Raw genomic sequence first — 13535 nt, 5'->3', positions numbered from 1 at the left:
TTGACACTCAATCCCTTATGGCGAACAGAACATAGCCTTTGCTTTCATACACTTCTCGGCTGAATCCATCCTCATTTTGGCTTGATGAAACCAATTCCGCCGTCAAATGCAAAAGGCTGGCCGCAAGATGTCAAAACCGGCAAGGAGTGTAATATGTGCGAATTGCCAATTCTGGCCAAATTCATGATCTTCGCAGAACACGATAATCGGACTACTGGCACGGTTTGCAAGGCAAGCCATGGAATACGACCCGGAAATTCCAAATATGCTGGGCAACTATTTGGGGGGATCCCACCGCGCAGACCGTTTGGCCGTCTCGAAATACCACTACGAACGGGACCGGATCACCGTGAGTTACAGAGTGGAGGCTCACTCCCTCCCCTACCTCTCAACCCTCAATGTCTCCGAATGCATCGTCAAGCTGGCGGTCCTCTACTGCTGCCTCGACAATAACATCCGGCGACGCCAGTCTGCGATCCTGCTTCGAAGCCTCGACCTGCGGGTCAATTCAAAGGTCAGGACGACGGATTTCGAATGTACGGGAGAAATCCTCGCCCGGCGAAAACTCGATAGCGGTGTGTTTTACAATGGCCGGTTTGATGTCGGTGGAGGTGCCATGACCGGGCTTGGAAAATTCTTCATGCCGTTCGAGACCATCACGGTCTGAAACGGGTATTTTATCTTAAGCCGTAGCGGCGGTACGGATTCAGCCAAGAAGTGCAACAAGGCAACGGCCAAGTCCGGTTCGCCAAAAGGGATTGAGTGTCAAGGGTGGAAAGCGCCATTGATGGCGTTCCCTGACGAAGCTGAACTCCCAAACCCGTAGCGGCGGAGCACTCCCCGCCCCGCCACTCTCCGGCAAGCGGCTTTGCCTTTGCCTATTCCCCCTCGAACGTGATCACCGCCACGTTGCCCGCCAAAGCGTCCTGATAGGCGCCTTCATAGGTCGGGTCGTCCGGTTCCCCGTCCATGACCCCGATCTGGTCGAGTTCCGCTTCGACATATCCCTGCCCCGACAAGGCTTCAAGGGTCTTGCGGACCGCGTCATCGTCATCCGCCGCGGTCAGCATTGCATGGATGGCAATTGCATCGTCTGGCGTTCCGTCATCGGTGGTCCAAACCCGCCCGATGACAATGTAGACCACCGGGTCCAGTTCCATATCGTTGTCGTTCATAGCTCAAGATCCACTCAGTTAAGAGAAAGGCCGCCCGAGGGCGGCCTTTGCAGATTGGTTTTGTGGCAAGATCACTCGGCTGCGCCGCTCAGATCTTCCAGAAGTCCCTCGGCAGCGCTTTCCGAAGAATGTGCCCGCTGGGCTTCCTGGATCAGATCGTCGCGATGGGACGCGATCTTGCGGATCCGTTTCATGACCCCGCCGGTACCGGCCGGGATCAAGCGGCCCACGATCACGTTTTCCTTCAGTCCGACCAGCGGATCGATCTTGCCGCCGACAGCTGCTTCGGTCAGGACACGCGTGGTCTCCTGGAACGATGCCGCCGAGAAGAACGACCGGGTCTGCAAGGACGCCTTGGTGATCCCGAGCAGAACCGGGTTGCCCTTGGCCGGGTCCCGTGCCGCGTCGATCGCCCGCTGGTTTGCAGCGTCGAAGTCAAGCTTGTCGACCTGCTCACCCGGGAAGAACTCGGTGTCACCGGAATCGGTGATCTCGATCTTCTGCAGCATCTGGCGAACGATCACCTCGATGTGCTTGTCGTTGATGGTCACGCCCTGCAGACGGTAGACTTCCTGGATCTCGTTGACGAGGTAAGCCGCCAGTGCTTCCACGCCCTTGACCGCCAGGATGTCGTGCGGTGCCGGGTTGCCGTCGAGAATGTACTCACCCTTTTCAATGGCATCGCCTTCCTGAAGGTGGAAGTGCTTGCCTTTCGGGATGAGGTATTCGACGGGCTCCAGCCCCTCCTCTGCCGGATCGATGATCACGCGGCGCTTGTTCTTGTAGTCCCGGCCGAAGCGGATCGTCCCGGTGATCTCCGCGATGATCGCGTGATCCTTCGGACGGCGGGCTTCGAACAATTCCGCAACACGCGGCAGACCACCGGTGATGTCCTTGGTCTTGGCGCTTTCCAGCGGAATACGGGCCAGAACGTCACCAGCCTTGACGCTGGATCCCGGCTGAACCGACAGGATCGAATCCACCGACAACATCACACGGGCATCGGATCCGCGGGAGGTCTTGGAAATCTCGCCGCGATCGTTCTTGGTGACGATTGCCGGCTTGAGATCCTGACCACGCTGGGACGAACGCCAGTCGATAACGACACGCTTGGTGATACCGGTCGCCTCGTCGGCCGTTTCCTGAACGGAGACACCGTCGATGAGGTCTTCAAAGTCCACGACACCGTCAACTTCTGCCAGCATCGGGCGGGTATACGGATCCCATTCGGCGATCCGCTGGCCGCGCTTGACCTTGTCGCCATCGTCGACATGCAGCTTGGAACCGTAGGTGATCCGGTGAACGGCGCGCTCGTTGCCGTCGCTGTCGGTGACAACGATCGACATGTTGCGGACCATGGCAATCAGGTTGCCATCCGAATCGCGCTGGACGCTCCGGTTCCGGATCTTGACCGTGCCATCGACATTGGACTCGATGAACGAGCTGTCGACAACCTGCGCCGTACCACCAATGTGGAACGTCCGCATGGTCAGCTGGGTGCCCGGCTCACCGATCGACTGTGCCGCGATGACGCCGACCGCCTCGCCCATGTTGACCGGAGTACCGCGTGCAAGGTCACGGCCGTAACAGGTCGCACAGACGCCGGTTTCGGTTTCACAGGTCAGAACCGACCGGATCTTGATCTGCTGAACCTTGGCCGCCTCGATGATATCGACGTCCTTTTCGTCAATCAGCTTGCCCCGGGGAACAATGAGCTCGCCGGTCTGATGATTGAAGACGTCTTCCGCCGTGGTGCGGCCGAGAACGCGCATGCCGAGGGAGGCAATCACGTTACCGGCATCCACGATCGGGGCCACAGTGATGCCGCGCTCGGAGCCGCAATCCGGTTCCAGGATGATCGAATCCTGGGCCACGTCCACGAGACGGCGGGTCAGGTAACCCGAGTTCGCGGTCTTCAACGCCGTGTCCGCCAGACCCTTACGGGCGCCGTGGGTGGAGTTGAAGTACTCAAGAACCGAGAGGCCTTCCTTGAAGTTCGAGATAATCGGGTTTTCGATAATCTCGCCGGACGGCTTGGCCATCAGACCGCGCATACCTGCCAGCTGCTTCATCTGCTGAGGCGAACCACGGGCACCGGAGTGAGACATCATGTAAACCGAGTTCATCGGCTTCTGACGGCCCGTCTCCTCGTCGATCTGAACGGCCTTAATGCGGGCCATCATCTCGTCAGCAATCTTGTCGGTACATTTCGCCCAGGCGTCGACAACCTTGTTGTACTTCTCGCCCTGGGTGATCAGACCGTCATTGTACTGCTGTTCGTATTCGGTCACGAGTGCGGATGTCTGGCCAACCAGATCCGTCTTCGTGTCCGGAATGACCATGTCGTCCATGCCGAAGGAAATGCCGGCATTACATGCGTTGCGGAAGCCGAGCTGCATGATCCGGTCACAGAAGATAACCGTCTCTTTCTGACCGCAGGCACGGTAAACCGTGTCGATCATCTTGGAGACGTCCTTCTTGGTCATCAGCTTGTTGCAGGCGTCATACGGCACTTCAAAATGCTTCGGCAGAAGCTCGCCGATCAACATCCGGCCCGGTGTCGTCTCGTGGATTTCCGAAGTCGGATTGCCATCGGCATCAACAGACTTGAACCGGCCGCGGATCTTGGTGTGCAGCGTGATGACCTTGTTGGCCAGCGCATGGTGGATTTCACCAATGTCGCCGAAGGCCATGCCTTCGCCCGGCTCTTTCTCCGCCATGATCGACAGATAGTAGAGGCCAAGAACGATATCCTGAGACGGAACGATGATCGGGCCACCGTTTGCCGGATGCAGGATGTTGTTGGTCGACATCATCAGCGTACGGGCTTCCAGCTGCGCTTCGAGCGACAGCGGAACGTGCACGGCCATCTGGTCACCGTCGAAGTCAGCGTTGAATGCCGAACAGACGAGCGGGTGCAGCTGGATCGCCTTGCCTTCGATCAGGGTCGGTTCAAACGCCTGGATGCCGAGACGGTGAAGCGTCGGCGCGCGGTTCAGAAGAACCGGGTGCTCACGGATCACCTCGTCAAGGATATCCCAAACTTCGGGCCTCTCCTTTTCAACCAGCTTCTTCGCCTGCTTGACCGTGGACGAGAAGCCCTTGGCATCAAGGCGCGAATAGATGAACGGCTTGAACAGCTCAAGCGCCATCTTCTTCGGCAGACCGCACTGGTGCAGTTTCAGTTCCGGACCCACGGTGATCACCGAACGGCCGGAATAGTCAACGCGCTTGCCAAGCAGGTTCTGACGGAACCGGCCCTGCTTGCCCTTGAGCATGTCGGACAGGGACTTCAGCGGACGCTTGTTGGCACCGGTGATCACACGGCCACGGCGGCCATTGTCGAACAGGGCGTCAACGGACTCCTGAAGCATGCGCTTCTCGTTCCGGATGATAATGTCCGGTGCGCGCAGTTCCATCAGACGGCGCAGACGGTTGTTCCGGTTGATCACGCGGCGGTACAGATCATTGAGATCCGATGTCGCGAACCGGCCGCCATCAAGCGGAACCAGCGGACGCAGATCCGGCGGGATCACCGGAACGACGGTCATGATCATCCATTCCGGACGGTTGCCGGATTCCATGAACGCTTCGATGACCTTCAGGCGCTTGGCCAGTTTCTTCGGCTTCAGCTCGGTGGTCGCCTCGGCGATTTCCTGGCGCAGCCGCTCGCTTTCCTTCTCGAGATCCATCGACATCAGGATCTCGCGGATGGCTTCCGCACCAATCATCGCGGTGAAGGCATCTTCACCATATTCGTCCTGAGCGGTGACGTAGTCTTCTTCGGAGAGCAACTGATGCTGCTTGAGCGGGGTGAGGCCCGGCTCCAGAACAACATAGTTTTCGAAGTAGAGAACGCGCTCAAGATCCTTCAGCGTCATGTCGAGCAGCAAACCGATGCGGCTCGGCAGGGACTTCAGGAACCAGATGTGAGCAACCGGTGCAGCCAGCTCGATGTGGCCCATGCGCTCGCGGCGCACCCGCGACAGAGTGACTTCAACGCCACACTTTTCACAGATGACGCCCTTGTATTTCATGCGCTTGTACTTGCCGCAAAGACATTCATAGTCCTTGATCGGTCCAAAGATACGGGCGCAGAACAGGCCGTCGCGTTCCGGCTTGAACGTCCGGTAGTTGATTGTTTCCGGCTTTTTGATTTCGCCGAATGACCAGGACAGAATCTTTTCCGGGCTCGCAAGCGAGATCCGGATATTGTCGAAGGTCTGCGTGGGAGCCTGTTGGTTAAACAGGTTCATGACCTCATGATTCATGGTCTCTCTCCTTCGATGCACGGTGAGGGAGCGCGCCCGTCGGCGCCCTCCCCTTCAACCGGCATTGCAAGTGTAAAATCGGTCTTGTTCATGTCCTGAAAGTTACTCCGCTGCATCTGCAGCCGGTTCTTCCTGAATCATGGGCTGGTCTGTCCGCTGCAGCTCAACATTCAGACCAAGTGACCTCATTTCCTTCACAAGCACGTTGAAACTTTCCGGAATGCCGGCTTCGAACGTGTCGTCGCCACGTACGATGGCCTCATAGACCTTTGTACGTCCGGCAACGTCATCGGACTTGACCGTGAGCATTTCCTGCAGCGTATAGGCTGCCCCGTAAGCTTCAAGCGCCCAGACCTCCATTTCCCCGAAGCGCTGGCCACCGAACTGCGCCTTACCACCCAGCGGCTGCTGCGTGACGAGCGAGTATGGGCCGATCGAACGGGCGTGGATCTTGTCGTCGACCAGGTGGTGAAGCTTGAGCATGTAAATATAGCCCACAGTCACCTTGCGGTCGAACTCTTCACCGGTCCGGCCATCATAAAGGGTCGACTGGCCGCTTTCATCGAAGTCGGCAATCTTGAGACCCTCGACGACATCCGGCTCGCGGGCACCGTCGAAGACCGGTGTCGCAATCGACACGCCCTTCTTCAGCTGATCCGCCAGGCGCACGATGCTCTCGTCATCATATTCCTTGACGTTGTCGCCCTTGAGGTTGTCGCCATAGATCTCGACGATCTTGCCGCGCAGCTGATCGATCTCGCCGCTCTTGCGGTACTGCTCGTACATCTCGCCGATCTTCTTGCCCATTCCGGCACACGCCCAGCCAAGGTGCGTTTCCAGAATCTGGCCGACGTTCATGCGCGAAGGCACGCCGAGCGGGTTCAGCACGATGTCGACATGGGTGCCATCGGCAAGGAACGGCATGTCCTCGCAAGGATTGATCTTGGAGACCACACCCTTGTTCCCGTGACGGCCGGCCATCTTGTCGCCCGGCTGGATCTTGCGCTTCACGGCAACGAAGACCTTGACCATCTTCATGACGCCCGGGGGCAGCTCGTCGCCGCGCTGCAGCTTCTCGACCTTATCGATGAAACGCTGCTCGAGACGCTTGCGGCTCTCGTCGTACTGACCGCGCAGGGCTTCGATCTCGGACATGAACTTCTCGTCTTCGGTGGCAAACTGCCACCACTGCGAGCGTGCGAAGTCGTTGAGGACGTCGCCCGTCAGTTCGGTGCCCTTCTTGAAGCCCTTCGGGCCGGCAACAGCCGTCTTGTCCATCAGCATCTCGGCCAGGCGGCCATAGACGTTGCGGTCAAGAATTGCCTGTTCGTCGTCACGGTCCTTGGCGAGACGTTCGATTTCCTCGCGCTCGATTGCCATCGCGCGCTCGTCCTTTTCCACCCCGTGACGGTTGAAGACGCGGACTTCGACGACCGTACCGGAAACCCCCGGCGGCAGGCGCAGGGACGTGTCGCGCACGTCGGAGGCCTTTTCACCGAAGATGGCACGCAGAAGCTTTTCTTCCGGTGTCATCGGGCTTTCGCCCTTCGGCGTGATCTTGCCGACGAGAATGTCGCCCGGATGCAGTTCGGCACCGATATAGACAATTCCGGCTTCGTCGAGGTTCTTCAGCGCCTCTTCCGACACATTCGGAATATCGCGCGTGATTTCTTCCGGCCCAAGCTTGGTATCGCGGGCCATCACCTCGAACTCTTCCAGGTGGATCGACGTAAAGACATCGTCAGACACGATCCGCTCGGAAAGAAGTATGGAATCCTCGAAGTTGTAGCCGTTCCAAGGCATGAACGCGACCAGCACGTTCCGGCCGAGCGCCAGATCACCCAGATCCGTCGAAGGACCGTCGGCGATGATGTCGCCCTTGTGAATCCGGTCGCCGACACGCACCAGCGGACGCTGGTTGATGCAGGTGTTCTGGTTCGAACGCTGGAACTTCATCAGGCGGTAGATGTCGACGCCGGACTTGCCCGCATCCAGATCTTCCGTTGCCCGGATAACGATACGCGTTGCATCGACCTGATCGACCACACCCGCACGGCGCGCACCAATCGCAGCCCCCGAATCGCGGGCGACGATCGGCTCCATGCCGGTGCCGACAAACGGCGCTTCCGCACGCACCAGCGGCACGGCCTGACGCTGCATGTTCGAGCCCATCAGTGCGCGGTTCGCATCGTCGTTCTCAAGGAACGGGATGAGCGCGGCAGCGACAGACACGAGCTGCTTCGGCGACACGTCCATGAGGTCAACGCGCTCGGACGGAACCATCATGTTTTCGCCTGCGTGACGGCAGGTGATCAGCTCTTCGGTGAAACGGCCATTGTCGTCATAGACCGCGTTGGACTGAGCCACATAGTGTTTGGCTTCTTCCATGGCGGACAGATAGACGATGTCTTCCGTCACCACGCCGTCCTTCACCTTGCGGTACGGGCTTTCGATGAAGCCGTACTTGTTGACGCGGGCAAAGGTGGCGAGAGAGTTGATCAGACCGATGTTCGGGCCTTCCGGCGTCTCAATCGGGCAGATACGGCCATAGTGCGTCGGGTGAACGTCGCGCACCTCGAAGCCTGCGCGCTCGCGTGTCAGACCGCCTGGCCCAAGTGCCGAAAGACGGCGCTTGTGGGTAACTTCCGACAGCGGGTTGGTCTGGTCCATGAACTGCGACAGCTGCGAGGAGCCGAAGAATTCACGCACGGCGGCAGCCGCCGGCTTGGCGTTGATCAGATCCTGCGGCATCACGGTATCGATCTCGACGGAGCTCATCCGCTCCTTGATCGCCCGTTCCATGCGCAGAAGACCGACGCGGTACTGGTTTTCCATCAGCTCGCCGACAGACCGGACCCGGCGGTTGCCCAGGTTGTCGATGTCGTCGATCTCGCCCTTGCCGTCGCGCAGTTCCAGAAGAACCTTGATGACCGACAGGATGTCTTCCTTGCGCAGCACCCGGACAGTGTCTTCACACTGCAGGTCGAGACGCATGTTCATCTTGACGCGGCCGACAGCCGACAGGTCGTAGCGCTCGTCATCGAAGAACAATGACTGGAACATCGCCTCGGCCGTATCGATGGTGGGCGGCTCGCCCGGACGCATCACACGGTAAATGTCGAACAGCGCGTCTTCGCGGGACTCGTTCTTGTCGACGGACAGCGTGTTGCGGATGTAAGGACCGGTGTTGACGTGGTCGATGTCCAGGATCGGCAAATCATGGTAACCGCGATCAACCAGCTCTTCCAAAAGCTTGCCGGTCAGCTCGTCACCGGCTTCGGCGTAGATTTCGCCGGACTGCTCGTTGACGATGTCTTCGGCAAGATAGTGGCCGTGCAGGTCCTCATCCAGAACCTTCAGCGCGGTCACGCCCTTTTCGGCGAGCTGCTTGATGGTCCGGGCCGTGATCTTGCGGCCGCCTTCCACAACGACTTCACCGCTATCGGCATCAACAAGGTCATAAGAGGCCTTGGTGCCCTTCAGACGGTCGGCATCGAACGGCATGCGCCATGAGCCGTCACGCTGACGGGTATAGTCAATCCGGTTGAAGAAGGTGTTGAGGATTTCCTCGCCGTCGAGGCCAAGGGCCATCAACAGGGAGGTTACCGGGATCTTGCGGCGGCGGTCGATACGCGCATAGACGATGTCCTTGGCGTCAAACTCGATGTCGAGCCAGGACCCGCGATACGGGATCACGCGCGCGGCAAACAGAAGCTTGCCCGAAGAGTGGGTCTTGCCCTTGTCGTGATCGAAGAACACACCCGGCGAGCGGTGCATCTGGGAAACGATCACGCGCTCGGTGCCGTTGACGATGAAGGTGCCGTTGTCGGTCATGAACGGGATGTCGCCCATGTAGACATCCTGCTCCTTGATGTCCTTGACGGACTTGGCACCGGTGTCTTCATCGACATCGAACACGATCAGACGCAAGGTGACCTTCAGCGGCGCGGCAAAGGTGATGCCACGCTGACGGCACTCGTCAATATCGTATTTGGGAGCTTCAAATTCGTAGGAAACAAATTCCAGAAGCGACGTGCCCGCGAAATCGGAAATCGGGAACACGGACTGGAATACGGCCTCAAGGCCTTCATTGATGCGGCCACCGCCCGGCATCTCGTCGACCTGCAGAAACTGGTCGTAGGATGCTTTTTGAACCTCGATGAGATTGGGCATTGCCGCGACATCGCGGATGGATCCGTAGTACTTACGGACCTTTTTGCGACCGTTGAACGTTTGGGTCATTGTCGCTCCTCGTATCGGCCGGGTAACGGCTGGCCGAAACGCCCCTTTTCCAATCGGACGGCCTCCCGCCCGGGCGCTTCGGCAAACCGTCCCCCTAGTGGGACGTGTGCCCCGGACACGGGAAAACCCGCCGGGGCCTTAGAAACGGTCCCGGCTTGGCCGGGACCGTCAAAGGGCAAAAAGCCCTGATTACTTCAGCTCGACAGATGCGCCAGCTTCTTCGAGCTTCTTCTTCAGCTCTTCTGCTTCCGCCTTGTCGACGCCTTCCTTGACCGGCTTCGGAGCGCCTTCGACGAGCTCCTTGGCTTCTTTCAGGCCAAGACCGGTGATTGCACGGACTTCCTTGATCACGTTGATCTTCTTGTCGCCTGCAGACGCCAGGATGACGTCGAATTCGGTCTGCTCTTCAGCAGCAGCAGCTTCGCCGCCAGCAGCAACAGCAGCCACAGCAACCGGAGCAGCGGCGGATACGCCCCACTTTTCTTCCAGCAGCTTGGACAGCTCGGCAGCTTCCATGACGGTCAGTGCGGACAGTTCTTCAACGATCTTTTCGAGATCAGCCATTTTCAAATACCTTACGTTCGAACCAGTAGTTGGTTTTGTAGACAGTGTTTGGTCGCCTTATGCGGCCTTGTCCTTCTCGGCATACGCGTTGAAGACGCGGGCGAGCTGCCCGGCCGGCGCGTTGACAACCTGAGCAATACGGGATGCCGGGGTCTGGATCATGCCAACCAGCTTTGCACGCAGCTCATCGAGCGACGGCATGGTTGCAAGAGACTTGACGCCATCCGCATTCAGGTTTGTGGAACCGAGCGCACCACCAAGGACGACGAGCTTGTCGTTTGCCTTGGCGAAATCCACGACCGCTTTCGGGGCTGCAACCGGATCGGCCGAATAGGCGATCAAGGTCGGGCCCTGGAACAGGTCGGAGATGTGCTCCATTTCCGTGCCTTGAAGGGCAAGTTTCACAAGGCGGTTTTTTGCGACTTTGACAGTACCGCCGGCTTCACGCATCTGCGCCCGCAGGGCAGTCATCTGCGCAACCGAAAGGCCTGCATAGTGCGCGACGACCACGACACCGGTATCACCCAGTTCCGCGTTCAGAGCCGTCACGAACTCGTGCTTTTCCGCTCTTTCCACTTGCCTTCTCCATTTGGTGGCGTTCCCGCCACCGGTTTGCCTTTGCCGCTCGCGTTCGGTCCCGAACCCGGGAACGCCCGCAAACGACGCTCAGGGTCCTGTCCCCTCGACACACGCGGCGCGCGCGGCAAGGCCTGGTTCGAACCGCCCCCTTGAAAAGGAAGCCAATGGTTCTCACCTATCTATGCAGGCCATTCAGCTTAAGCCGGTTTCCCGACACCTGCAGTCTCGGACAGGGCAACCCGGCAGCTTCCCGCCGGGTCTATCATCCGGACGAACCGGACAAATTCTTATACTTCCGGACGCCTGGTCCGGATTACTCGGCGATCGTTGCCAGATCGACCTTGACGCCCGGGCCCATCGTGGAAGACAGGGCTACGCGCTTCAGGTAGGTGCCCTTTGCACCCGTCGGCTTCGCCTTGTTGACCGCATCCAGCAGTGCCTTGACGTTCTGGGTCAATGCATCTTCGCTGAAGGACACCTTGCCGACTCCAGCGTGAACAATACCGGCCTTCTCGACGCGAAACTGGACCGCACCGCCCTTGGCGTCGTTGACCGCAGACGTGACGTCCGGAGTAACGGTTCCGACCTTCGGGTTCGGCATCAGGCCGCGCGGGCCGAGCACCTTACCAAGACGGCCAACCAGCGGCATCATGTCGGGCGTTGCAATGCAGCGATCGAAGTCGATGTTGCCGGACTGAACCTGCTCGACAAGATCCTCTGCACCAACGATGTCCGCACCGGCGGCCTTGGCAGCTTCTGCCTTGTCACCACGTGCAAACACAGCCACACGAACCGTCTTGCCCGTGCCGTTCGGCAGGATGCAGACGCCGCGAACCATCTGGTCTGCGTGACGCGGGTCAACGCCCAGATTGATCGCAACTTCAACGGTTTCGTCGAACTTGGTCTTGGAACGGCCCTTGACCAGGCTCAGCGCCTCGCCAAGCGGATAGAGCTTGTTCCGGTCGATACCTTCACGAGCTGCCGTGATACGCTTTCCAACCTTCGCCATGACCTTACTCCGTAACCTCGAGACCCATGGACCGGGCGGAGCCTTCGACCATCAGCATTGCTGCATCGATGTCGTTGGCATTCAGGTCCTTCATCTTCGCTTCAGCGATTTCCTTCACCTGCGCCTTGGACACCGACCCAACGGTGCCACGGCCCGGAGTGGTGGAGCCCTTCTGAAGCTTGGCAGCCTTCTTGAGGAAGAAGCTGACCGGAGCCGTCTTCACTTCGAACGTGAAGGACTTGTCGGAATAATAGGTAATCACGGTCGGGCACGGAGCGCCCTTTTCAACATCCTGGGTCTGTGCGTTGAACGCCTTACAGAACTCCATGATGTTCAGACCACGCTGACCGAGCGCCGGACCAATGGGCGGCGACGGCGTTGCGGAACCGGCAGGCACCTGCAACTTCAGGAAGCCTTCAATCTTCTTCGCCATTTACTTTTCTCCAAACAGGACGGGACTGACAGATCAGTCCGGTTTCAGGAGTTGGTGGTCGGGTTTTTAAAAGAGCCCGGCGATGAGCTCCCAAACCTACCACCCACTTCAGGCAGCCCAACCGGACTGCCAGCTTCGGCACCGAAGTGCCCGGTCAGAGCTTGTCGACCTGACCGAATTCCAGTTCGACCGGGGTCGCCCGCCCGAAGATGGACACAGCCACCTTGAGCCGCGACCGCTCATCGTCCACTTCCTCGACAAGACCCGAGAAGGATGCAAACGGCCCGTCGGACACCCGCACCTGCTCACCAACCTCGAAGCTAATCGACGGCTTCGGCCGGTCCACACCTTCTTGCACCTGGTTGATGATGCGCATGGCCTCTTTTTCCGGAATCGGCATCGGCTTCTGATCCGCGCCCAAAAATCCGGTGACCTTTGGCGTATTCTTGATCAGGTGAAACGCCTCATTGGTCATATCCATCTTCACAAGCACATAGCCGGGAAAGAATTTGCGCTCTGCATCAACCTTGCGGCCACGGCGCACTTCAACGACCTTTTCCATCGGAACCAGGATTTCCTCAAAGAGGTCCGTCAGCCCCTGCTGCTCGGCCTTTTCGCGAATGGAATCGGCGACCTTCTTCTCGAAATTCGAATAGGCATGCACAATATACCAGCGCTTGGCCATAACCCTCTGATCCGCTTCTCGTTCTTATGGTAGTCCGGGCACCGCTCATACAAGCGTCAGTTACCAAGCCCCAGCAACAATCCAATGCCCCAGCTCATCAACTGATCGGCCAGCAAAAAGAAGATCGCCGCGATCATGACCATGATGAACACCATGACGGTGGTAACCGCCGTTTCGCGCCGCGTCGGCCAAGTGACTTTCGACACTTCGGACCGCACCTGCTGGATGAATGTTAAGGGATTGGTCTTCGCCATTCAGATTCCGGCCTGTTAAATGCGAGTGGGCGCGCGGACCCGATCCGCGCGCCTCACCCGAGAAACCTATTTAAGCCCTCGGGGGCCAGTGATCAAGAGCAAAATGGCAGGGGCAGCAGGGTTCGAACCCGCGACCTGCGGTTTTGGAGACCGCCGCTCTACCAACTGAGCTATACCCCTACAAAGCATCGACGCTGTCGACCGGTGCTCCTGATAGTCCTAAGATCCTGATTTGGCAAGACCTGTGGACAAGAATTCGCCGGACCGGACAAGCGGTCCGGCGAAATCAAAACTTATTCGATGATGGATGCGACGACGCCAGC

The 13535-nt window shown here is 58.8% G+C and carries 10 protein-coding genes and 1 tRNA gene; 1 reads left to right on the top strand and 10 read right to left on the bottom strand.

The window, feature by feature from the left end:
• Positions 1-265 precede the first annotated feature (265 nt).
• Positions 266-667 (top strand): hypothetical protein, encoded by a 402-nt coding sequence (locus tag E1297_RS08900; RefSeq protein ID WP_155136790.1) that lies wholly within the window; start codon positions 266-268, stop codon positions 665-667.
• A gap of 211 nt (positions 668-878) precedes the next feature.
• Here E1297_RS08900 and E1297_RS08895 read toward each other — a convergent pair whose 3' ends face one another.
• The 10 genes from E1297_RS08895 to E1297_RS08850 all read right to left on the bottom strand — a co-directional run bounded on the left by E1297_RS08895 (position 879) and on the right by E1297_RS08850 (position 13392).
• Positions 879-1175, bottom strand: coding sequence for a regulator (locus E1297_RS08895; protein ID WP_155136787.1), 297 nt, complete (start codon positions 1173-1175; stop codon positions 879-881).
• Between the two features lie 71 nt (positions 1176-1246).
• The gene (gene rpoC, locus E1297_RS08890; protein ID WP_155136784.1) at positions 1247-5446 is read right to left on the bottom strand and encodes a DNA-directed RNA polymerase subunit beta'; all 4200 of its coding nucleotides are present in this window, start codon (positions 5444-5446) and stop codon (positions 1247-1249) included.
• Between the two features lie 102 nt (positions 5447-5548).
• Positions 5549-9688, bottom strand: a complete 4140-nt coding sequence (gene rpoB / locus E1297_RS08885) for a DNA-directed RNA polymerase subunit beta (protein WP_155136781.1) — start codon at positions 9686-9688, stop codon at positions 5549-5551.
• A gap of 189 nt (positions 9689-9877) precedes the next feature.
• Positions 9878-10252 carry a 50S ribosomal protein L7/L12 gene (rplL, locus tag E1297_RS08880; RefSeq protein ID WP_155136778.1) on the bottom strand — a complete coding sequence of 125 codons (375 nt, stop codon included), beginning with the start codon at positions 10250-10252 and terminating at the stop codon, positions 9878-9880.
• Positions 10253-10309: 57 nt separating this feature from the next.
• A complete protein-coding gene (gene rplJ / locus E1297_RS08875; protein WP_368669501.1) occupies positions 10310-10828 on the bottom strand; it encodes a 50S ribosomal protein L10 in 519 nt (172 codons plus the stop codon).
• A 316-nt stretch (positions 10829-11144) separates the two neighbouring features.
• A complete protein-coding gene (gene rplA, locus E1297_RS08870) occupies positions 11145-11840 on the bottom strand; it encodes a 50S ribosomal protein L1 (protein ID WP_155136775.1) in 696 nt (231 codons plus the stop codon).
• A 4-nt stretch (positions 11841-11844) separates the two neighbouring features.
• Positions 11845-12273 carry a 50S ribosomal protein L11 gene (gene rplK, locus E1297_RS08865; RefSeq protein ID WP_155136772.1) on the bottom strand — a complete coding sequence of 143 codons (429 nt, stop codon included), beginning with the start codon at positions 12271-12273 and terminating at the stop codon, positions 11845-11847.
• 154 nt (positions 12274-12427) lie between these two features.
• Positions 12428-12958: a transcription termination/antitermination protein NusG gene (gene nusG, locus E1297_RS08860; RefSeq protein ID WP_155136769.1), complete on the bottom strand. Its 531-nt coding sequence runs from the start codon at positions 12956-12958 to the stop codon at positions 12428-12430.
• Positions 12959-13014: 56 nt separating this feature from the next.
• On the bottom strand, positions 13015-13212 hold the full coding sequence (gene secE, locus E1297_RS08855) for a preprotein translocase subunit SecE (protein WP_155136766.1): 198 nt from the start codon (positions 13210-13212) through the stop codon (positions 13015-13017).
• 104 nt (positions 13213-13316) lie between these two features.
• Positions 13317-13392, bottom strand: a tRNA-Trp gene (locus tag E1297_RS08850).
• Positions 13393-13535 lie beyond the last annotated feature (143 nt).

This window comes from Roseibium sp. RKSG952, from assembly GCF_009711355.1.
The sequence above is the reverse complement of the archived record's forward strand: the minus strand, read 5'-3'. Positions and strand labels throughout refer to the sequence as shown.

Excerpts from the sequence above, each read along its gene's own strand:
- E1297_RS08900 (WP_155136790.1), top strand. The coding sequence starts at position 266 with ATGCTGGGCAACTATTTGGGGGGATCCCACCGCGCAGACCGTTTGGCC.
- E1297_RS08895 (WP_155136787.1), bottom strand. The coding sequence starts at position 1,175 with ATGAACGACAACGATATGGAACTGGACCCGGTGGTCTACATTGTCATC.
- rpoC (WP_155136784.1), bottom strand. The coding sequence starts at position 5,446 with ATGAATCATGAGGTCATGAACCTGTTTAACCAACAGGCTCCCACGCAG.
- rpoB (WP_155136781.1), bottom strand. The coding sequence starts at position 9,688 with ATGACCCAAACGTTCAACGGTCGCAAAAAGGTCCGTAAGTACTACGGA.
- rplL (WP_155136778.1), bottom strand. The coding sequence starts at position 10,252 with ATGGCTGATCTCGAAAAGATCGTTGAAGAACTGTCCGCACTGACCGTC.
- rplA (WP_155136775.1), bottom strand. The coding sequence starts at position 11,840 with ATGGCGAAGGTTGGAAAGCGTATCACGGCAGCTCGTGAAGGTATCGAC.
- rplK (WP_155136772.1), bottom strand. The coding sequence starts at position 12,273 with ATGGCGAAGAAGATTGAAGGCTTCCTGAAGTTGCAGGTGCCTGCCGGT.
- nusG (WP_155136769.1), bottom strand. The coding sequence starts at position 12,958 with ATGGCCAAGCGCTGGTATATTGTGCATGCCTATTCGAATTTCGAGAAG.
- secE (WP_155136766.1), bottom strand. The coding sequence starts at position 13,212 with ATGGCGAAGACCAATCCCTTAACATTCATCCAGCAGGTGCGGTCCGAA.